Source organism: Pseudomonas sp. NPDC087697, assembly GCF_044743155.1.
Taxonomy (GTDB): domain Bacteria; phylum Pseudomonadota; class Gammaproteobacteria; order Pseudomonadales; family Pseudomonadaceae; genus Aquipseudomonas.
The window spans coordinates 16187-37221 of the sequence record NZ_JBIUVW010000037.1; the positions used below are offsets into that span (position 1 = coordinate 16187).

Below are 21035 nucleotides of genomic sequence, written 5' to 3' on the forward strand. Positions count from 1 at the left end.
CTACGGGGATCAGCGTTCGTTGGCCCATTTTTGACTTAGGTAGAGACTTGTCCGGAACCGTTTGGGGAATCATTTAGGCCCATCGGAGTCGGAACAATGCTCGCCAACCTGGCACATAGATAGCTAGCCGTTGGTTTTTTGATCTGTTTTCGGCGAGGGTTGCTCGTGATTGTTAGTCCCTGTAATGCACCAAAATTGTCTGCCAAACGGTTACGAAACGCACTGGTGACGGGCTCTGCCTTGCTTTGCCTGCTCAGCGCTGGCCAGCTTTGGGCATTCAATCTGGATGATGTGTCGGCCAAGGCAAAAGAGAAGGCCGGGCAGAAATACGAAGCCCCGCGCAGCAATCTGCCGAACGAATTCCGTGACATGAAATTCGCGGACTATCAGAAAATTCGTTTCCTGACCGAAAAAGCCGAATGGGCCGATCAGAAAACCCCGTTCAAGCTGTCGTTCTATCACCAGGGCATGCACTTCGACACGCCGGTGAAGATCAACGAAATCACTGCCAACAGCGTTGAAGAGATCAAGTACGACCCGAGTCGTTTCGATTTCGGCGACGTGAAGTTCGATCCTAAAGCCACCGAACAGCTGGGTTATGCCGGCTTCCGTGTGCTGTACCCGATCAACAAGGCCGACAAGCAAGACGAAATCATGACCATGCTCGGCGCGAGCTACTTCCGCGTCGTCGGTAAAGGCCACACCTATGGCTTGTCCGCGCGTGGCCTGGCGATCGACACTGCGTTGCCGTCCGGTGAAGAGTTCCCGCGTTTCACCGAGTTCTGGATTGCGCAACCCAAGCCGACCGACAAGCACCTGGTGATCTACGCCCTGCTGGACTCGCCGCGTGCCACCGGTGCCTACCGCCTGACCCTGCGTCCGGGCAGCGACACCATTGTCGACGTCAAGGCGCAGATGTTCCTGCGCGAGAAGGTCAGCAAGCTGGGTATCGCTCCACTGACCAGCATGTTCCTGTTCGGCGCCAACCAGCCGTCGAAGGTTCTCAACTACCGTCGCGAACTGCACGACTCCAGCGGTCTGTCGATCCATGCCGGCAACGGCGAGTGGATCTGGCGCCCACTGAACAACCCGAAACATCTGGCCGTGAGTAATTTCTCGGTCGAGAACCCGCGTGGTTTTGGCCTGCTGCAACGTGGTCGTGACTTCAGCCACTACGAAGACCTCGATGACCGCTACGACAAGCGCCCAAGTGCCTGGATCGAGCCAAAAGGCGACTGGGGCAAAGGCACGGTCGACCTCGTAGAGATCCCGACCGCCGACGAAACCAACGACAACATCGTGGCGTTCTGGAGCCCGGAAAAACTGCCTGAGCCAGGTCAGCCACTGGATTTCGCCTACCGTCTGCACTGGACCATCGACGAAGCTGCTCTGCATTCGTCGGACAGTGCCTGGGTTCAACAGACCCTGCGCTCCACCGGTGACGTGAAACAGTCCAACCTGATTCGTCAGCCGGACGGTAGCGTTGCTTACCTGGTGGACTTCACAGGCCCGTCCCTCAAGGCGCTGCCAGAAGACGCGCCGGTTCGCAGCCAGGTCAGTGTTGGTGACAACGCCGAGGTGGTTGAGAACAGCGTGCGCTACAACCCTGAGACCCAGGGCTGGCGCCTGACGCTGCGCATGAAGATCAAGGATCCGGGCAAGTCCACTGAGATGCGTGCTGCACTGGTCAAGGACATCGTAGTGCCTGAGCCGGTCAAGGCCCCGGTGGCGAGCGCCAATTCTTCCGTTGCCAAGGCCGACAAAATCGCCGCCAGGCAACAAGAGAAGCTCGACAAGAAAGACAAAGACGCCAAGCAGCCTGTCGCTGCCGAAGCAGCCCCTGCCACACCTCCTGCCCCGGATGCAGCCACGACTGAACAAGTGCTGACCGAGACCTGGAGCTACCAGTTGCCAGCCGATGAGTAATTCCCAAGTACAGCCGGAGACTCTTAGCGAGTACCTGGCGCACCTGCCGATGACCGATGAGCAGCGCGCTGAACTCGCGGGCTGCAAATCCTTCAGCGAACTGCATGAACGCCTGTCGTCGAAGGCGTTCGATGCGCCGAGCGAGGCTGCGCAAGCCTCGGTCGGCCGTCGGCTGACCCTCAACTCCGCCGAGGAGCTTGAAGAGGCCGAGATGCTGGCGCTCGACGCCAGCGGTCGGGTTTGCCTCAAGGCAACCCCACCGATTCGTCGGACCAAGGTCGTGCCCGAGCCATGGCGTACCAATATCCTGGTACGTGGCTGGCGTCGGCTGACCGGTCGCACCAATCCTCCGGCTCCGCCCAAGGATGATCGCGTGTTGCCGGCGGCTCGCTGGCGCACCGTCGGTTCGATCCGCCGCTATATTCTGCTGGTGTTGATGCTGGGCCAGACCATCGTTGCGGGCTGGTACATGAAAGGCATCATGCCGTACCAGGGCTGGTCGTTCGTCGATCTCAACGAAGTCCTGCACCAACCGCTGCTCCAGACCGCCATTCAAGTGCTGCCGTATGCCTTGCAAACCAGCATTCTGATTCTGTTCGGGATTCTGTTCTGCTGGGTCTCGGCCGGTTTCTGGACTGCGCTGATGGGCTTCCTCGAGTTGCTTACCGGGCACGACAAGTACCGCATTTCCGGCGCCAGTGCCGGTAACGAGCCGATTCCCAAGGACGCTCGCACCGCGTTGGTGATGCCGATCTGCAACGAAGACGTACCGCGGGTGTTCGCCGGTTTGCGTGCGACCTTCGAGTCGGTCGCCGCTACCGGTGACCTGGACCGTTTCGACTTCTTTGTCCTCAGTGACAGTAACGACACCGACATCTGCGTCGCCGAGCAGCAGGCCTGGCTGGACGTCTGCCGCGAAGCCAAGGGTTTCGGGAGAATCTTCTATCGCCGCCGCCGTCGTCGCGTAAAACGCAAAAGCGGTAACCTCGACGACTTCTGCCGTCGTTGGGGCGGTGACTATAAGTACATGGTCGTACTCGACGCCGACAGCGTGATGAGCGGCGAATGCCTGACCAGTCTGGTGCGCTTGATGGAAGCCACGCCGGACGCCGGGATCATTCAGACCGCGCCACGTGCCTCGGGCATGGATACGCTGTATGCGCGCATGCAGCAGTTCGCCACGCGGGTATACGGTCCGCTGTTCACCGCCGGTCTGCACTTCTGGCAGTTGGGCGAATCCCACTACTGGGGCCACAACGCGATCATCCGGATGAAGCCGTTCATCGAGCACTGCGCCCTGGCGCCGTTGCCCGGTAAAGGTGCGTTCGCAGGGGCGATCCTTTCTCACGACTTCGTTGAAGCTGCGCTGATGCGCCGTGCCGGCTGGGGCGTGTGGATTGCTTACGATCTGCCTGGCAGCTACGAAGAATTGCCGCCCAACCTGCTCGACGAACTCAAGCGTGACCGTCGCTGGTGCCACGGCAACCTGATGAACTTCCGGCTGTTCCTGGTCAAGGGCATGCACCCGGTACACCGTGCGGTGTTCCTCACTGGCGTGATGTCTTACCTGTCGGCGCCGCTGTGGTTCTTCTTCCTGGTGCTGTCGACTGCGCTGCTGGCGGTCAACACGCTGATGGAGCCGCAGTACTTCATGGAGCCACGACAGTTGTATCCGCTGTGGCCACAATGGCACCCGGACAAGGCCGTTGCGTTGTTCTCGACGACCATCGTGCTGTTGTTCCTGCCGAAGTTGCTGAGCATCATCCTGATCTGGGCCAAGGGCGCGAAAGAGTTCGGTGGCAAGTTCAAGGTGACCCTGTCGATGCTGTTGGAGATGTTGTTCTCCATGCTGCTGGCACCGGTACGGATGATTTTCCATACCCGTTTCGTACTCGCCGCATTCCTCGGCTGGGCTGCGACCTGGAACTCGCCACAGCGTGACGACGACTCCACGCCGTGGAGCGAAGCGGTGCGCCGCCATGGTCCGCAAACCTTGCTGGGCTTCTTCTGGGCCTTGCTGGTGATCTGGCTGAACCCGAGCTTCCTCTGGTGGCTGGTGCCGATCGTCGGTTCGTTGATGCTGTCGATCCCGGTGTCGGTGATCTCCAGCCGCGTGAAGCTGGGCCTCAAATCCCGTGACGAGAGCCTGTTCCTGATCCCTGAGGAATACGCACCGCCACAGGCTTTGCTGGCGACTGATCAGTACACCCACGAAAACCGTTGGCACGCACTGAACGACGGCTTCATCCGCGCAGTGGTCGATCCGCAGCAGAATGCCCTGGCCTGTGCGTTGGCGACTTCGCGTCACGGTCAGGCCGAGCCAATCGAGTGGCTGCGTATCGAACGGGTTCGCCATGCGCTGAAAGTCGGGCCTGCCGGGTTGAACAACCATGAGCGCCTGCAGTTACTGAGCGATCCTGTGGCACTGGGTCGCCTGCATGAGCAGGTCTGGAGCGAAGGTGACGCGCAGTGGCTGGAAGCTTGGCGAGCGTCGGTGAAAGCCGATCCGCATGCGCCGCTGCTGCCGCTTAAACCGGCAATACCCCAGGCGCTTCCGGCCTGATGAAAAAGCCCCGCTTCGTTTAGAAGCGGGGCGCTTTCGAAAAGATCGCAGCCTTCGGCAGGTCCTACAGGGTGTACATCCGTAGGAGCTGCCGAAGGCTGCGATCTTTTGTTTTTCCGCCTCCCCCAAAAAACAATTCCCGCCCAACCCCTTGTGCAAACGGACGAGTGCGTTAGCATCGCCACCCTCTTTGGTGTGCCCGGACAACTTTCTGTCCGTAACTGTCGGTTTTCAAACGGAAATCGGCTTTTTGCGCGCCTCACAATACGATGGGTTAGGGGATTTGGTGATGAAGAAGTCTCTCTCGATGCTGCTGCTCGGCGTCACGGCATTGATGGCAGTCAACGCGGCGCACGCCGGCGCTATCGACGACGCGGTCAAGCGCGGCACGCTGAAAGTCGGCATGGACCCGACCTACATGCCGTTCGAAATGACCAACAAGCGCGGCGAGATCATCGGCTTTGAAGTCGACATCCTCAAAGCGATGGCCAAGGCCATGGGCGTCAAGCTGGAGATGGTGTCCACCGGTTACGACGGGATCATCCCGGCCCTGATGACCGACAAGTTCGACATGATCGGCAGCGGCATGACCCTGACCCAGGAACGCAACCTGCGCCTGAACTTCAGCGAGCCGTTCATCGTGGTCGGCCAGACATTGCTGATCCGCAAAGACCTGGAAGGCACCATCACGTCCTATAAAGACCTGAACACCGCCGACTATCGCATCACCTCCAAACTTGGCACCACCGGCGAAATGGTCGCGAAGAAGCTGATCTCCAAAGCCAAATACCACGGCTACGACAACGAGCAGGAAGCCGTGCTCGACGTGGTCAACGGCAAGGCTGACGCCTTCATCTACGACGCGCCTTACAACGTCGTGGCAGTGAACAAGGTCGGCAACGGCAAGCTGGTGTTCCTCGACAAGCCGTTCACCTACGAACCGCTGGCCTTCGGTCTGAAGAAGGGTGACTACGACAGCATCAACTTCATCAACAACTTCCTGCACCAGATCCACGAAGACGGCACCTACGATCGCATCCATGACAAGTGGTTCAAAGACACCGCTTGGCTCAAGGACATGGAATAAGGCTTGGTCAGATAGACCGCGTCGCCTCAATCGCGAGCAAGCTCGCTCCCACAGGATCTGCGCCGGACACAAATGTTGTGTTCACACCGATCCACTGTGGGAGCGAGCTTGCTCGCGATGACGGCCTCCCCGGCGACACAGAATTCGGAATTTTCAAAGCAAATGAAACAGAAAAAAGCCCAATGGCCCTGGCACGTGTTGACCGTGCTGGTGCTGATCGGCATGGCTGGCGCCTTGTATTACGCCACCTCGCTGATGTCCTACGAATGGCGCTGGAACCGCGTGCCGCAGTACTTCGCCTATCACGCCGAAGAGACTCAGCGTGCCGCGGACATCTCCACCGTCAGTGACCTGGTGCGCAAAGGCGATAAGGCCGAAGTGACCTTACGCAACGACGCCGGGGTCGAACAGCACCTGACGGTCGATGACAACAGCCTGCAAGTCGCCCGTGGCGACGATGTGGCGGAAGGCGATGTGGTCGGCGTGACCCGGCATTGGGCAGCAGGACCGCTGTTGTGGGGGCTGTGGACAACCTTGTGGCTGTCGCTGGTGTCGGGCGTGCTCGGGCTGCTGATCGGTCTGGCAACCGGCCTCTGCCGGCTGTCGAACAACCCGACCCTGCGCGACCTGTCGACCGTCTACATCGAACTGGTGCGCGGTACGCCGCTGCTGGTGCAGATATTTATCTTCTACTTCTTCATCGGCACGGTGCTCAACCTGTCCCGCGAATTCGCCGGGATTGCCGCGTTGTCGCTGTTTACCGGCGCTTACGTGGCAGAAATCATCCGTTCGGGCGTGCAGTCGATTGCCCGTGGGCAGAACGAAGCTGCCCGTTCGCTGGGTTTGAGCGCCGGCCAGTCGATGCGCCACGTGGTGTTGCCGCAAGCGTTCAAACGCGTGCTGCCACCGTTGGCCGGGCAATTCATCAGTCTGGTCAAGGACACTTCGCTGGTGTCGGTGATCGCCATCACCGAGCTGCTCAAAAGCGGCCGTGAAGTCATCACCACCTCGTTCTCGCCGTTCGAAATCCTCTTCTGCGTCGCGGGTCTGTATTTGTTGATCAACCTGCCGCTGTCGAAAATCGCCAGCCGGCTTGAGCGGAGGCTCGCGCAAAGTGATTGAAGTCCGCGATCTGGTAAAAGTCTTCGACACCCGCGGCCAAGTGGTCCGTGCGGTGGACAACGTCACCACGCAAGTGGCCAAGGGCGAAGTGCTGGTGGTGATCGGCCCGTCGGGTTCCGGCAAGTCGACCTTTCTGCGTTGCCTGAATGGGCTGGAAGAGTTTGACTCGGGCTCGGTGAGCATCGACGGTTTGCAACTGGCTGACCCGAAAACCGACGTCAACGCTTACCGCCGTGAAGTCGGCATGGTGTTCCAGCACTTCAACCTGTTCCCGCACATGACGGTGCTGGAGAACCTCTGCCTGGCGCAGAAAGTCGTGCGCAAGCGCGGCAAGAAAGAACGTGAGGCCAAGGCCCTGGCATTGCTGGAAAAAGTTGGCATCGCGCAGAAGGCCAACGAGTTCCCTTCACGCCTCTCTGGCGGTCAGCAACAGCGCGTAGCGATTGCCCGGGCGCTGGCCATGGAGCCGAAGGTCATGTTGTTCGATGAACCGACCTCGGCACTGGACCCGGAAATGGTCGGCGAAGTGCTGGACGTGATGAAGACCCTGGCCGTGGAAGGCATGACCATGGTCTGCGTGACACACGAAATGGGCTTTGCGCGGGAAGTGGCGGATCGGGTGCTGTTCTTCGATCACGGCAAATTGCTGGAAGATGCCTCGCCGGCCGAGTTCTTCGATTCCCCGAAAGATCCAAGGGCGCAGGCGTTTTTGCGGCAGGTTTTGTAATTCAGCCGCCTGCAAGAACGCTATCGCGGGCAAGCCTTGCTCCTACAGATTTATGTCGTGCCCGAATCTTGCGGCAAACATGAGTTCGTAGGAGCAAGGCTTGCCCGCGATGGCATCACCTCAAACCTTGAACTTGCCCACCAGCATCTGCAGATGGGTGCCCAATCGCGCCAGCTCGACGCTGGAGGCGGCGGTCTCTTCGCTGGCGGCCGAGGTCTGGTCGGAGATGTCGCGCACGTTCAGCACGCTGCGGTTGATCTCTTCGGCTACGGCGCTTTGCTGTTCGGCGGCTGCGGCGATCTGCTGGTTCATTGCCTGAATCGCCGAGACGGTGCGGGTGATGTTTGACAGCGAGCCGCCGGCACGACGGGTCAGTTCGACGCTGCTTTCGCTCAGGCTGCGGCTGTTGTCCAGGGTGGTGGCAACCTGCTGAGTACCGCTTTGCAGGCCGACAATCAGTTCTCCGATCTCTTCGGTGGACTTCTGGGTGCGTTGCGCCAGGCTGCGCACTTCGTCGGCAACCACGGCGAAACCACGTCCGGCTTCACCGGCGCGCGCAGCCTCGATAGCGGCGTTGAGAGCCAGCAGGTTGGTTTGTTGGGCCACGGACTTGATCACATCCAGCACGCTGCCGATCTTGTCGCTCTCGCGCTTGAGGTGCCCCATGGCTTCAGTGGAATTGCCTACTTCGGTGGCCAGGCGTTCGATCTGCGCGATGGCTTCGCCGACTACCTTGTCGCCTTCGCGGGCCTGTTGGTCGGCGGCGACGGCGGCTTCCGATGCTTCTTCGGCGTTGCGTGCAACTTCCTGAACCGTGGCAGCCATTTCATTCATGGCGGTGGCCACCTGATCGGTTTCAACCTTCTGGCTGTTGACCCCGGCACTGGTCTGCTCGGTCACGGCGGACAGCTCTTCGGCGGCGCTGGCGATCTGTGTCACGCCTTCGCTGATGCCGCCGATCAGTTCGCGCAGGCCGTCGGTCATGCTCTGCATGGCGCGTTGCAGCTGACCGAGTTCATCGCGACGCTGGGAGATGAGGTTGTGAGTCAGGTCCCCGGCGGCTACGCGCTCGGCGGCTTTCAGGGTCTGGCTCAGCGGGATGACGATCTGTCGGGTGATGGCCCAGGCTGCGAGCAGGCCGAACGCCAGTGCCAGAGCGGTCGCCAGGAGTAGGGTGTTTTTGGCATCGGCGGCTTCGGTGTCACGCGTCGCAGTTTGCGCGGCGGTGAGTTTCTTGCTCAGGTCGAACAGCAGGTCACCTTGCCGGGCCATGTCTTTGAGGGCGGTGACGCTGGCCACTTGGGAGTCGCGGTATTGGCTGACGACCGCGCGGTAAGCGATCAATGAGTCGGTGGCTTGTTGCAGGCTGGCGATGTGCTGTTCCGGGAGTTTTTCCGGCAGGGTCTTGAGGTACTTCAGGGCGTTGTCGATGGCATCCTGCGCCGGTTGCTCAGCCTCGAGCTTGCCGCTGTAGGTGTAGCCGCGCACCTGGAAGCGTGCTTGCTGGATCAACTTGCCTAGCTCAATGATGCTGTTGAACTGGGCAATGCTGTCGCCTTGCAGCAGGGACTTTTCGACCTCCGCCACGCGGGCTGCGGCGTTGTCGGCGGTGGCACCGAGTTTGTCGCGGGCTGCTTCGCGGTTGGCGGTGGCCTGGGTCATGTCGGCAAAGGCGTGTTTGTACTCGCTGACGGCTGCAATCTGCTGATTGAGCATTGCCACATTAGCCGGTTTCACGATGATCTTGAGGGCGCCTTGCAGGCTCTCGTCGAGCTTGCCCAACAGGTCGCTGACCGCCGCCGGGCCTTGTTCACCGCGGCGCATTTCGTAGTCCAAACGCGCAATGCGCAGGTCTTTGGTCAGCTCGTTGAGACTGGAAATATAACCGAGCTTGTCACCGCGACTGATGATGCTGCTCATGCCCATCCAGCCGTTTACGGTAATCAGCAGGGTCAAGAGCAACACCAGGCCGAAGCCAATGCCAAGCTTGCGATTGACGCTTAAATTTCCAAGGTTTTCGGCTAACCATCGGTACATTCTGCGGACCCCCTATGACCACTTATTGGATTTCTAGAGAGAATATCGGCGGGTGCGCAGTTTTCTGTAGGAGCTGCCGCAGGCTGCGATCTTTTCAAATGGTCTGCAAATCAAGATCAAAAGATCGCAGCCTGCGGCAGCTCCTACGTGGGGGCGTGTTAGAACAGGCGCGAAAGCAGGGCCGTGACGGCGGTTTCAACCCGCAGGATGCGGTCGCCGAGCTGTACCGGTTGCAGGCCGGCCTTGGTCAGCAGGTCGATTTCGTAGGGGATCCAGCCACCTTCCGGGCCGATGGCCAGGGTCACCGGTTCGTCCAGCCCGCGGGGGCAGGGCGGGTAATTGCCGGGGTGGCCGATCAGTCCGAGGGTGCCGTCGGTGATGGCCGGCAGGCGGTCTTCAACGAAGGGTTTGAAGCGTTTTTCGATGACGATTTCGGGCAGCACGCTGTCGCGGGCCTGTTCCAGGCCGAGGATCAGTTGCTCGCGAATCGCCTCGGGTTCGAGGAACGGCGTCTGCCAGAAGCTCTTCTCGACCCGATAGCTGTTCACCAGCACGATTCGCGGCACACCCATGGCGGCCACCGTCTGAAACACTCTGCGCAGCATCTTCGGCCGTGGCAGGGCGAGCAACAGGGTCAGCGGCAGTTTGGCCGGTGGTGGCTGGTCGAGGGTGACGCGCAATTCGGCTTCATCAACGTCCAGGCGCAGCAACTCGGCTGAGCCCATCAAACCGCCGATACGCCCGACCCGCAGGCTGTCGCCGACCGCCGCACGATGCACTTCCTGCATGTGGGTCAGTCGGCGATCGCGCAGGATTACCCGGTCGGCCGCAATGAAATCGGCCTCTTCGAGGAGCAGCAGGTTCACGGCTGAGTCGCTGGCGGCTGGTCGTTGTGATCGTCAGCCGGCTGGTCGTCCGTATGGTCGCTACGTTTGCTGATCAGGCTGCCAAACAGGATGCCGATCTCGAACAATAGCCACATCGGCACGGCCAGCAGGGTCTGCGAGAAAATGTCCGGAGGGGTCAGAATCATGCCGACCACGAAGCAGCCGATGACCACATACGGACGGATCTTCTTCAGGTATTTGACGTCGACTACGCCGATCCATACCAGCAGCACCACGGCCACCGGGATCTCAAACGCCACGCCGAAGGCGAAGAACAGCGTCATGACGAAATCCAGATAACTGGTGATGTCGGTCATCATTTCCACGCCCGCCGGAGTGGCCGAAGCGAAGAATTTGAAGATCAACGGGAACACCAGAAAGTAGGCGAACGCCATGCCGGTGTAGAACAGCAGGATGCTCGACACCAGTAGCGGCACCGCGATGCGCTTCTCATGCTTGTACAGGCCCGGCGCGATGAAGCCCCAGATCTGATGCAGGATCACCGGGATCGCCAGGAACAGCGAGACCATCATGGTCAGCTTCAACGGTGTCAGGAACGGCGAGGACACGTCGGTGGCGATCATCGTCGCGCCCGCCGGCAAATACTGGCGCAGCGGTATCGAGACGAAGGTGTAGATCTGCTGGGTGAAGGCGAACAGCCCGGCGAAGATCAGGAAGATCGCCGCGACGCAGCGCAGCAGGCGAGTGCGCAACTCGGTGAGGTGCGATACCAGCGGCATGTGCTGGTCATTCTCTGGAATATCGCTCATGGGGCTCGCGGCGGCTGTGTTGGATCGTGGGGGGCTGGCGCAGTGGATGCCGCCGCAGGAGTAACAGGCGCTGTCGGTGGTGCGGCAACTTCAACCGGCGTAGCGATCGGTGCAGCTTCGGCGACCGGTGCAGGCGCTTGAACCGCCTGCTCGGCCACCGTCTCAACCGGCGTCGGCTGCTGGGTCGGGTTGAGGATTTTGCGCGCCTCTTGCTCCAGCGACAGAATGTGCTCGTTGTGCAGTTGCCGACGAATTTCGTCAGCGCCGATTTCACGTTCAACTTCCTGTTTGATCGCGTTAAAGCTGCGCTTCAGGCGTCCGATCCACAGGCCGGCGGTGCGCGCAGCGCCCGGCAGACGCTCGGGGCCCAGCACCAGCAGGGCAACGAGGCCGACGAGCAGCAGTTCAGAGAAGCTGATACCGAACATTAGTCTGTGCTCACGAGTCTTTGCGGGTTGGCTCTTCGACTTTGTGGGCCTGCACGTCGATAGTGTGCGACTCCTTCAGTGTCGAGGCCTGTGGCTGCACCGGCGATGTTGGCTGTGCAGTGGTAGGCGGAACGACTGGTTCAGCAGGCTTTTCTTCGTCATTCATGGCTTTGCGAAAGCCCTTGATCGTTTCGCCGACGTCAGTGCCGAGGTTTTTCAGTTTCTTGGTGCCGAATACCAGTACCACGACAATCAGGATGACGATCCAGTGTTTCCAGTCAAAAATGCCCATGTTGCTGCTCCTCTCTAATAGTTATTCAGGCGGACGGGCGCGAGGCTTTCTCGACGTGACCGGACAGGCCGAAGCGGCGGTCCAGCTCATCGAGCACAGCCTGCGGATGCTGCCCCAGTTGGGCGAGCATGACCATGCTATGGAACCATAGGTCAGCGGTTTCGTAGATTACATCACTGCAATCTCCGCTGATGGCGGCGTCTTTGGCGGCAATGATGGTCTCGACCGATTCTTCGCCGACTTTTTCCAGAATCTTGTTCAAGCCCTTGTGGTAAAGGCTGGCGACATAGGAGCTGTCGGCGGCAGCGCCTTTACGCTCTTCCAGCACTTGGGCCAGACGGGTCAGGGTGTCAGTCATGTTTGTGGTCCGAATAGATGGCGTGCGGGTCTTTCAAGACCGGGTCGACAGTTTTCCAGTCGCCGTTCTCATAGACGCGGTAGAAGCAGCTTTGACGGCCGGTATGGCAGGCGATGTCGCCGATTTGCTCGACCATCAGAATGATCACGTCGGCGTCACAGTCCAGGCGCATCTCATGCAAGGTTTGCACATGCCCGGACTCTTCGCCCTTGCGCCACAGCTTGCCGCGCGAACGTGACCAGTAAATGGCGCGGTTCTCGGCGGCGGTCAGTTCCAGCGCTTCGCGGTTCATCCAGGCCATCATCAGCACGCGCCCGGTTTTGTGATCCTGGGCGATCGCCGGCACCAGGCCGTCGCTGTCCCATTTGATCTCGTCCAGCCAATCTTTCATCTTCGACTCCGACAGTGGGCTCGACACTTCAGTAGTGGAGCCCTGGCGTTGAAACAGTGTGCCAGTCTGCGGGGGCTCTGGCTATCGGCGAACGATCAGATACAAGCCTACGGCCACCATGATTGCGCCGGGCCAATGGCCGAGCCCGTCCAGAGGGCCGCCGGCCAGCAGGATCGCGCCGCCCGCCAGATGTGCGGTGCCGAGCAGGCGCAGGAACCAGTCGTCCGAGCGACGGTGCCAGGCCGGTGGCGGGTTTACGATGTGGGGCTGCGACATGCGGTCGAGCAGGTCGCGAGTCATGTTGGCCAGATGCGGCAGTTGTTCGACCTGGTTGTGCAGATTGCCCAGCAAGGTTTTCGGGCTGACGCGCTCGCGCATCCAGCGTTCCAGGAATGGTTGCGCGGTGTTCCAAAGGTCCAGGTCCGGGTACAGCTGACGACCCAGGCCTTCGATGTTGAGCAAGGTTTTTTGCAGCAGCACCAGCTGCGGCTGCACTTCCATGTTGAAGCGGCGCGCCGTCTGGAACAGGCGCATCAGCACCTGACCGAAGGAAATATCTTTTAACGGTTTTTCGAAGATCGGCTCGCACACCGTACGGATAGCCGCTTCGAATTCGTTGAGTTTGGTTTCCGCCGGCACCCAGCCCGAATCGATGTGCAATTGGGCCACGCGACGGTAGTCGCGCTTGAAGAACGCGAACAGGTTGCGCGCCAGATAATCCTGGTCTTCGGGGGTCAGGCTGCCGACGATCCCGCAGTCGATCGCAATGTATTGCGGGCTCCACGGCTGCACGGTGCTAACGAAGATGTTGCCGGGGTGCATGTCGGCGTGGAAGAAACTGTCGCGGAACACTTGAGTGAAGAAAATCTCCACGCCACGTTCAGCGAGCATTTTCATGTCGGTGCGTTGGTCGGCGAGGGTCGCCAGGTCCGTGACCTGAATCCCGTAGATACGCTCCATCACCAACACTTTTGGCCGGCACCAGTCCCAGTAGACCTGTGGCACGTACAGCAGCGGCGAGCCGTCGAAGTTGCGTCTCAACTGGCTGGCGTTAGCCGCTTCGCGCAGCAGGTCGAGCTCGTCGAAGATGGTTTTCTCGTAGTCGCTGACCACGTCCACCGGGTGCAGCAGGCGCGCGTCGGCAGAGAGTTTTTCTGCCGCGCGGGCGAGGATGAACAGCCAGGCCAGGTCTTGCGCGATGATCGGCTTGAGGCCCGGGCGGATGACCTTGACCACCACTTCTTCGCCGCTCTTGAGCTGTGCCGCATGGACCTGCGCCACCGAGGCCGAGGCCAGCGGCTCGATGTCGAATCGGCTGAACACATCGCTGATCTTCTTGCCCAGCTGTTCTTCGATCAGCTTGACCGCTACTTGAGAGTCAAACGGCGGTACACGGTCCTGCAACAGCATCAGCTCATCGGCGATATCTTCGGGCAGCAAGTCGCGCCGGGTGGAAAGAATCTGCCCGAACTTGATGAAAATCGGCCCCAGGTCCTGCAACGCCAGCCGCAAGCGCGCACCTCGGCTCAGGTCCAGGGTTTTACGCGGGAACCAGCGCCACGGCAGTGCATAACGCAGCGCCAGCAGGAACCACGGCAGTGGCAGGGCGAACAGCAGGTCATCGAGGCGGTAGCGGATCACGACGCGCTGGATGCGCAACAAACGGCGGACGGCAAGCAGCTTCATGCGTTATCGCTTGAATCAAGGGATCGGGAAAGACGCTCGAAGCGCGCCTCAAGACGTTCCAGATCGAGTTTGATCTGGTCCAGTTCACTAAACCGCGCATCGGCTTCGCGTTGGCCGACGAGGGCGCGCGATTCTTCGGCGAGGTAGTCGGCAAGGTTCTGGTTCAGGCTGGTGAAACCTTGCTGATACCAGCGTGCGCGGCTGCGCAAGTGACCGCCCAGCAGTTGCGTGGCGACCGGGCCGAGCCAGCGCGAGAGTTCGTATTCCCAGTCCAGCTCCAGGTCTTGAAGGACTGAAGCCAGCGCCAGCAGCACACCGCTGTCGCCGTCGAGTTCAACTTCAGGGCCATGCAGGACCGACGTCTTGTCCTTGCTCAAGGCAAGCGCGAGCAGGCTCGCGGCCGGTGCACGCAAGGTGCAGTCGGCATCCGCGGCCCAGTGCGCCGCCAGCATCAGGCCTTCGTCGCTGGGCAGAATAAACATCTGCAACGCCGGGTTGCGGCAATCGACGGCAATCACCTTGCCGTTCAAGCGTGCCAGACGCGGCAGCGCCGTACTGTCGAGCCGCAGTACCCGGTTGAGGCCGAGTTCGACACTGGCGAGCAGGCCGGCGAGCAACATCAGGGCTTGATGCCGCGGTGCAGGGCGACGATGCCTGCGGTCATGTTGTGGTAGGTCACGCGGTCGAAACCGGCTTCGACCATCATCGACTTCAGGGTTTCCTGATTCGGGTGCATGCGGATCGATTCGGCCAGGTAGCGATAGCTTTCCGAGTCATTGGTGATCAGCTTGCCCATCAACGGCATGAAGGCGAACGAGTAGGCGTCGTAGGCCTTGGACATCAGCGCGTTGGTAGGTTTGGAGAACTCCAGCACCAGCAAACGACCGCCCGGCTTGAGTACCCGCAGCATGGAACGCAGGGCGTCTTCCTTGTGGGTGACGTTGCGCAGGCCGAACGCAATGGTCACGCAGTCGAAGTGGTTGTCCGGGAACGGCAGCTTTTCAGCGTCGGCCTGAACGAACTCGACGTTGCCGGCCACACCCAGATCCAGCAGGCGGTCACGACCGACCTTGAGCATGGATTCGTTGATGTCGGCGAGCACTACCTGGCCAGTCGGGCCTACCAGGTACGAGAACTTTCGGGTCAGGTCGCCGGTGCCGCCAGCGATGTCCAGCACGCGGTTGCCGGTGCGAACGCCCGACAGTTCGATCGCGAAACGCTTCCACAGGCGGTGCATGCCGCCCGACAGGAGGTCGTTCATCAGGTCGTATTTGGCGGCTACCGAATGGAAAACCTCAGCGACTTTTTCCGCTTTCTGGCTTTCCGGAACGTTTTTGAAGCCGAAGTGAGTGGTGGGTTCGGCATCGCTGCCTTTGCGCTGATCAGTCATATCGCTGTCACCAAAAGAGAATGCGCGACATTCTAATCCCGCAGGCATGCTTTGTCTTGGCAAGGCTGAAGGTAAGATAGGCAACCGCCCGGACGTTTTGACGCAGTAGGGTCAGAATGTTTGAGGCAAGTCCCGATAAAGCAGGAGTCATTCAGTGGCCCATATCAGTGTTGAGCGTGCCCATGGCCTGGGTAAGGAAGCAGCCCGCGAGAAGGCTGACAAACTGGCGGAAAAACTGGCTGTGCAATATGGTCTGGTACCTCAATGGTCGGGCGACACCCTGAACCTCAAGCGTTCCGGGGTCAAAGGTGCGGTGTATGTGGGCGACACCTCGATCAGGATCGATGTCGAACTCGGTCTGTTGATGTCAGCGATGAGCGGGACCATCAAATCGGAAATCGAAAGGGCCCTCGATAAAGCCCTGGTCTGATTGCCCTTGTTTTTGTAGGAGCAAGGCTTGCCCGCGAGGCGGTATGCCAGGCACACCACGTTATCGTTCATCGCGAGCAAGCTTTGCTCCTACAGGTTTTAGGCACCACCCAATTGTTGCGGTTGTTAGGGTGCCGTTTCTAATTTTTCTCACTACGTTGTGCCTGAGCCCGACGCTTGACGGGCAGTTCCTCAAACCTTCTGCGCGTGAGGTGCACCATGGCCAAAGTTACTTTGAAGAAAAAAACTGACGTTCAGCCGACGGCGTTGAACGAAGTGAAATCCTATGCCCGCAAGATCTGGCTGGCAGGCCTGGGTGCCTACACCAAGGTCGGTCAGGAAGGCAGCGAGTACTTTCAGGAGTTGATCAAGGCTGGTCAAACTGTTGAAAGTAAAGGCAAAAAAGTTGTGACGACACAACTTGAAGCGGCCAACACTCAGATTGATAGCGTGAAGAGCGATGTCACCAGCTTCAGAGGCAAAGTCGAAGTTCAACTCGACAAAGTCGAGAAGGCTTTCGACACGCGTGTCGCAAGTGCCTTGAATCGTATCGGCATTCCGTCTAAACATGACGTTGAGACACTCTCTGCTAAGCTCGATGAGCTGACGGCATTGCTCGAACGTGTCGCGCGTAAACATTAAGGAGAACGGGATGGCTGGCAAAAAGAACACCGAGAAAGAAGGCAGCTCGTGGATTGGGAAAGTCGAAGACTACTCCCGCAAAATCTGGCTTGCTGGTTTAGGCGTGTACTCGAAGATCGACACTGACGGCAGCAAACTCTTCGATACATTGGTTAAGGATGGCGAGAAGGCCGAGAAGCTCACCAAGAGCGCTGTCGGCAAAACAGTCGACGCTGCCAAAGGCTCCGCTCAATCGGCCAAGTCGCGTATCAGCGGTGTCAAGGATCGCGCGCTGGGCAAGTGGGACGAGCTGGAAGGGGCTTTCGACAAGCGCCTGAACAGCGCCATTTCGCGTCTTGGCGTACCAAGCCGCAATGAAGTCAAAGCGCTGCACAGCAAGGTCGATACCCTGACCAAGCAAATCGAAAAACTCACCGGTGCCAAGGTTGCGCCTGTTGCAGCTAAAACCGCAGCAGCCAAACCAGCCGCTAAAACTGCCGCCAAACCACTGGTCAAAGCTGCCGCTAAACCGGCCGCCAAACCAGCGGCTAAAGCGCCAGCCAAGCCAGCGGCGAAAACCGCAGCAGCCAAACCTGCAGCGACCAAGCCAGCAGCCAAACCGGTAGCCGCTAAACCGGCTGCTGCGAAGAAGCCTGTAGCCAAAAAACCTGCAGTTGCGAAAGCTGCCGCACCGAAACCAGCAGTGGCCGCCGCCAAACCGGCAGCACCGGTCAGCCCGGCGAACTCCGCCACGGCGCCAACCCCTGCTGTGACCCCGACTGTTACGCCAGTACCATCGGCGCCAACCAGTCAGTCCTGATTAACCCAGGGCACGCAAAAACGCCCGGCCTGCGAAGGTCGGGCGTTTTTGTTTGGGGTTTGAGTCGTCAGCCGAAAAGATCGCAGCCTGCGGCAGCTCCTACATGAAACCGCGTACACCCGTAGGAGCTGCCGAAGGCTGCGATCTTTTGATCTTTAATCGTGTTCTTCCAGGTACTGCAACGCCAACTGCTCGGTCGCGAGTTTCGCCGGCGGCAGCAGATGCGGCGCCACCAGCATCATGATCTGGTAGACCACTACTCGCACTTCGCCTTCACGATCGAGAATCCGCTGATAGTCCAGGGAAAACAGCAAGGTCATGGTGATCTGTTCCACCAGTTGTCCCAGTGCCTGGGTATCGCTGACCAGTTGCCCCTGGGTCTTCAACTGCGCCAGTAACGAGGCCAGTGTGCGCTTGAGGGAATTGAGTAAATTGCGGATGCCCTTGGCCAGTTTCGGCAAGCGTCCGGCCAGGTTCGACAAGTCCTGGAACAGGAAGCGGTAGTGCGCCAGGCGTTCGACGATCAGGTGCAGGAACAGCCAGTAATCTTCCGGTGCCAGTTGCACGTCCGACGGTGGGTCGAGCAGCGGCGTCAATTCGCTTTGAAATCGGTCGAATAGTCCGAGAATCAGCGGCTCCTTACCGTGAAAATGGTAGTAGAGGTTGCCGGGGCTGATCCCCAACTCATTGGCAACTTCCATGGTGGAAACATTTGGCTCGCCCTTCTGATTGAACAGCAGCAAGGCGCATTCAAGAATCCGGTCGCGGGTTTTCATCCAGTCTTCTTAATGATTCGTCAGGCCACGGCCGGCACTTCCGGCCGTGGCACGGGGAGAGTTCAGCGTACGCGCACGTAAGTGCCTGGCGCCGCCTCCATCGGTGGATAGTTCTGGTTGCCGAGGGCCATCAGGGTTTCGTGTTGAGTACCGGAACGTTCCTGAATCCAGCCCAGCCATTGGGTCCACCAACTGCCGTCGACATGTTTGGCGTCGTAGTACCAGGCACGTGGATCGCTGCTCAGTTTCGGGTTGTCGACATAGTTGGCTTTGGGGTTGCTCGGTGGATTGAGAATGCTCTGCACGTGACCACTGTTGGATAGCACGAAGCGCCGTTCCCCCCCCAGCAGCAGTGTCGAGCGGTACACCGCGTCCCAAGGCGTAATGTGATCGTTGATCCCGGCGACGCTAAAGCTGTCGACGTTGACTTTCTGCAAGTCGATCGGGGTGCCGCAGACCTCCAGTCCGCCAGGATGGGTCAACGGGTTGTGCTTGAAGAAGTCCAGCAGGTCGCCGTGAAAGGCTGCCGGCAGGCGAGTGTTGTCATTGTTCCAGTAGAGAATGTCGAACGCTGGCGGCTCTTTGCCCAACAGGTAGTTGTTGACCCAGTAGTTCCAGATCAGATCGTTGGGGCGCATCCAGGCAAAGACCTTGGCCATGTCGCGGCCTTCGAGCACACCTTTCTGGTAGGAGCGACGCTTGGCCGCCTCCAGGGTCTGCTCGTCGGCGAACAGGGTCGCCGGGCTTTCCAGTTGACTGTCGAGCAGGCTGACCAGATAGGTCGCGCTGGCGACCCGCCGCAGTTGCCGCTTGGCTTGCAGATGGCCTTGCAAGGCGGCGATGGTCAGGCCTCCGGCGCAGGCGCCCATCAGGTTGACCTCGCGGCTGCCGGTGATCGCCCGGCAGACATTCAGCGCTTCTTCCGCCGCTTCGACATAACTCGACAGGCCCCATTCGCGATGGCGCACATCCGGGTTGCGCCAGCTGACTATGAACACTTGCAGACCGTTCTTCAGCGCAAACTGGACGAAGCTGTTGTGCGGGCTCAAGTCGAAAATGTAGTACTTGTTGATCTGCGGCGGCACCACGAGCAGCGGTTTGGCGTACTGCTTTTCGCTCATCGGCTTGTACTGGATCAGCTCGAGCAATTCGTTGCGAAACACCACGGCGCCGGTGGTGGTGGCAACCGTTTTGCCGACCTCGAAGGCGTGCTTGGTGACCTGGCTGGGCAGGCCGTTGTTGTGCATCAGGTCGTCGAACAGATGGCTGAGACCACGTACCAGACTCTGGCCGCCAGAGTTGAACAGCTCCTTGACCGCCAGTGGGTTGAGCAAGGTATTGGAAGGCGAGACTGCGTCGTTAAGCAGGGTAAAGGCAAATTGCGCACGTGCACGGTCATCCGCGGACATGCCGCTTTCATCGATCCATTTTTTGACCTGTTTCTGCCAGCTCAAGTAGGCCTGAAGACCGCGCCGGTAAAACGGATTGAGGGCCCAGCTCGGGTCGGCGAAGCGGGTGTCCGAAGGGTTGGGCTGGTGCAAGGTCTCGCCGAGTAGCACTCGGCCCAGTTGCCCGCCCAGCGCCAGTGCGTGTTTGGCACTGTGCACCGGGTGGCGCAAGCCATGGGCGGCGACGCTGCGCAGAGTCGAGAACAGATCCCGGCCGCGCAGACCAGTGATCGCACTCTGAGCATTGATGAATGCGGCGGGTGGAGGAAAGGCGCCCGGCGCTTTTTTGTCTCGCATGAGTCAACACTCCTTCGTCAAGCCATCAACAAGTACATCAATTGCGAATAGACACCATAGTCGCTCCGGACCTCCCTTGCGGCTTTCGACAATCCTGTCGACGTACGCAGTACGTCAAGTGCCGCCGAACGACGCCGGGTGCGGATGCATCACTGCCCGTTGGCGTTCTTCCTGGAGAAATTTCATGATGATCGGTGCGACGGCCTCGGCCCGGGTGATCAGGAATAAATGACCGTCGTCGATTATGTGTAGCTGGGCATTGGGAATACGCCAGGCGAGTATGCGCATATTGATCAGCGGAATGAGCGGGTCATCATCACCGGCCAGCACCAGGGTCGGCTGATTGATTTTGTGCAGCCAGTGAATACTGGTCCAGCCGAGGCCCGCGAATAGCTGCCAGTAGTAGCCGAGTTTGCCCGCCGAACGCACTTTGCTCGCGTGCTCCGCCGCCAGGTTCGGATCACGGCGGAACGAACCGCCGTAGATCAGCGGCGCAATGCGAATCACGTGGGATGGCTGGATGTAGCGTCTTGGGCTGGCCATCATCCACAGCACTTTCGGTTTGCCCGGCACCATCACCATACCCGCCGCCGTCGCTGCCAGAACGAGCTTCTTGCAGCGCTCGGGGTAGTCGAAGGCGAACTGTTGGGCAAGTGCCCCGCCCCACGAAACGCCAACCACGTTGACTTGCCCGTAATCGAGGTAGTCGAGCATCCGTGTGGTTAGCTTGGCCAGGCCGGGAAAGCGGTAGGGGTGGTTAGGTGTCGAAGAGCCACCGACACCGGGAACGTCGAAGGCGATCACTTCCAGGTCCGGGTCCAGCGCCTGGACGAACGGAAACACCAGCTCCAGGTTGGCGCCGATGCCATTGAAAATCAGCAAGGGCGTCAAGTGAGGCTTGCCGGGGCGTACCGCGGTGCGGATGGTTTGACCATCCAGGTCGACGGTACGAAATATGAACGGTTGCGGCATGCTTCAAG

General features: G+C 59.8%; 21 protein-coding genes. 8 read left to right on the plus strand and 13 right to left on the minus strand.

Annotated features, from left to right (window positions below; translation table 11 throughout):
- Positions 1-165 precede the first annotated feature (165 nt).
- The 5 genes from ACIPIN_RS21625 to ACIPIN_RS21645 all read left to right on the plus strand — a co-directional run bounded on the left by ACIPIN_RS21625 (position 166) and on the right by ACIPIN_RS21645 (position 7425).
- A complete protein-coding gene (locus tag ACIPIN_RS21625; RefSeq protein ID WP_401121888.1) occupies positions 166-1926 on the plus strand; it encodes a glucan biosynthesis protein G in 1761 nt (586 codons plus the stop codon).
- On the plus strand, positions 1919-4489 hold the full coding sequence (gene mdoH, locus ACIPIN_RS21630; protein ID WP_401121891.1) for a glucans biosynthesis glucosyltransferase MdoH: 2571 nt from the start codon (positions 1919-1921) through the stop codon (positions 4487-4489). The genes ACIPIN_RS21625 and mdoH overlap by 8 nt, the downstream gene beginning before the upstream one ends.
- Positions 4490-4778: 289 nt before the next feature.
- Complete coding sequence (locus ACIPIN_RS21635; protein ID WP_401121894.1) at positions 4779-5576, plus strand: transporter substrate-binding domain-containing protein; 798 nt, start codon at positions 4779-4781, stop codon at positions 5574-5576.
- A gap of 162 nt (positions 5577-5738) precedes the next feature.
- Positions 5739-6698 (plus strand): amino acid ABC transporter permease, encoded by a 960-nt coding sequence (locus ACIPIN_RS21640; RefSeq protein ID WP_401121896.1) that lies wholly within the window; start codon positions 5739-5741, stop codon positions 6696-6698.
- Positions 6691-7425, plus strand: a complete 735-nt coding sequence (locus tag ACIPIN_RS21645; RefSeq protein WP_401121899.1) for an amino acid ABC transporter ATP-binding protein — start codon at positions 6691-6693, stop codon at positions 7423-7425. Before ACIPIN_RS21640 ends, ACIPIN_RS21645 begins: the two co-directional genes overlap by 8 nt.
- 120 nt (positions 7426-7545) lie before the next feature.
- Here ACIPIN_RS21645 and ACIPIN_RS21650 read toward each other — a convergent pair whose 3' ends face one another.
- The 10 genes from ACIPIN_RS21650 to ubiE all read right to left on the minus strand — a co-directional run bounded on the left by ACIPIN_RS21650 (position 7546) and on the right by ubiE (position 15664).
- On the minus strand, positions 7546-9462 hold the full coding sequence (locus tag ACIPIN_RS21650; protein WP_401121901.1) for a methyl-accepting chemotaxis protein: 1917 nt from the start codon (positions 9460-9462) through the stop codon (positions 7546-7548).
- 158 nt (positions 9463-9620) lie between these two features.
- Positions 9621-10328, minus strand: coding sequence for a 16S rRNA (uracil(1498)-N(3))-methyltransferase (locus tag ACIPIN_RS21655; RefSeq protein WP_401121904.1), 708 nt, complete (start codon positions 10326-10328; stop codon positions 9621-9623).
- Positions 10325-11119 (minus strand): twin-arginine translocase subunit TatC, encoded by a 795-nt coding sequence (tatC, locus tag ACIPIN_RS21660; RefSeq protein ID WP_401121908.1) that lies wholly within the window; start codon positions 11117-11119, stop codon positions 10325-10327. The genes ACIPIN_RS21655 and tatC overlap by 4 nt, the downstream gene beginning before the upstream one ends.
- Entirely contained in the window at positions 11116-11547 is a 432-nt protein-coding gene (tatB, locus tag ACIPIN_RS21665; RefSeq protein WP_401121911.1) for a Sec-independent protein translocase protein TatB, read from the minus strand. The genes tatC and tatB overlap by 4 nt, the downstream gene beginning before the upstream one ends.
- A gap of 10 nt (positions 11548-11557) precedes the next feature.
- Positions 11558-11839, minus strand: coding sequence for a twin-arginine translocase TatA/TatE family subunit (locus ACIPIN_RS21670; protein WP_401121914.1), 282 nt, complete (start codon positions 11837-11839; stop codon positions 11558-11560).
- Positions 11840-11864: 25 nt separating this feature from the next.
- A complete protein-coding gene (locus tag ACIPIN_RS21675; protein ID WP_018929162.1) occupies positions 11865-12197 on the minus strand; it encodes a phosphoribosyl-ATP diphosphatase in 333 nt (110 codons plus the stop codon).
- A complete protein-coding gene (gene hisI / locus ACIPIN_RS21680) occupies positions 12190-12588 on the minus strand; it encodes a phosphoribosyl-AMP cyclohydrolase (RefSeq protein ID WP_054595207.1) in 399 nt (132 codons plus the stop codon). The genes ACIPIN_RS21675 and hisI overlap by 8 nt, the downstream gene beginning before the upstream one ends.
- Before the next feature lie 81 nt (positions 12589-12669).
- On the minus strand, positions 12670-14274 hold the full coding sequence (gene ubiB, locus ACIPIN_RS21685; protein WP_401121917.1) for a ubiquinone biosynthesis regulatory protein kinase UbiB: 1605 nt from the start codon (positions 14272-14274) through the stop codon (positions 12670-12672).
- On the minus strand, positions 14271-14894 hold the full coding sequence (locus ACIPIN_RS21690) for an SCP2 domain-containing protein (RefSeq protein WP_401121919.1): 624 nt from the start codon (positions 14892-14894) through the stop codon (positions 14271-14273). The genes ubiB and ACIPIN_RS21690 overlap by 4 nt, the downstream gene beginning before the upstream one ends.
- Positions 14894-15664, minus strand: coding sequence for a bifunctional demethylmenaquinone methyltransferase/2-methoxy-6-polyprenyl-1,4-benzoquinol methylase UbiE (ubiE, locus tag ACIPIN_RS21695; RefSeq protein ID WP_401121921.1), 771 nt, complete (start codon positions 15662-15664; stop codon positions 14894-14896). Before ubiE ends, ACIPIN_RS21690 begins: the two co-directional genes overlap by 1 nt.
- Positions 15665-15818: 154 nt before the next feature.
- Between ubiE and ACIPIN_RS21700 the strand changes: the two genes are divergently transcribed.
- From ACIPIN_RS21700 to ACIPIN_RS21710, 3 genes are all read left to right on the plus strand, one after another.
- Positions 15819-16094, plus strand: a complete 276-nt coding sequence (locus ACIPIN_RS21700; protein ID WP_401121924.1) for a polyhydroxyalkanoic acid system family protein — start codon at positions 15819-15821, stop codon at positions 16092-16094.
- Positions 16095-16312: 218 nt separating this feature from the next.
- Positions 16313-16735 (plus strand): phasin family protein, encoded by a 423-nt coding sequence (locus ACIPIN_RS21705; RefSeq protein WP_401121926.1) that lies wholly within the window; start codon positions 16313-16315, stop codon positions 16733-16735.
- Between the two features lie 10 nt (positions 16736-16745).
- Positions 16746-17534, plus strand: a complete 789-nt coding sequence (locus ACIPIN_RS21710) for a phasin family protein (protein ID WP_401121928.1) — start codon at positions 16746-16748, stop codon at positions 17532-17534.
- A 155-nt stretch (positions 17535-17689) separates the two neighbouring features.
- Here ACIPIN_RS21710 and ACIPIN_RS21715 read toward each other — a convergent pair whose 3' ends face one another.
- The 3 genes from ACIPIN_RS21715 to phaZ form a co-directional block, all read right to left on the minus strand.
- Complete coding sequence (locus tag ACIPIN_RS21715; protein WP_401121930.1) at positions 17690-18310, minus strand: TetR/AcrR family transcriptional regulator; 621 nt, start codon at positions 18308-18310, stop codon at positions 17690-17692.
- A gap of 62 nt (positions 18311-18372) precedes the next feature.
- Complete coding sequence (gene phaC / locus ACIPIN_RS21720; protein ID WP_401121932.1) at positions 18373-20055, minus strand: class II poly(R)-hydroxyalkanoic acid synthase; 1683 nt, start codon at positions 20053-20055, stop codon at positions 18373-18375.
- Positions 20056-20169: 114 nt separating this feature from the next.
- Positions 20170-21027 carry a poly(3-hydroxyalkanoate) depolymerase gene (phaZ, locus tag ACIPIN_RS21725; RefSeq protein ID WP_123423951.1) on the minus strand — a complete coding sequence of 286 codons (858 nt, stop codon included), beginning with the start codon at positions 21025-21027 and terminating at the stop codon, positions 20170-20172.
- Positions 21028-21035 lie beyond the last annotated feature (8 nt).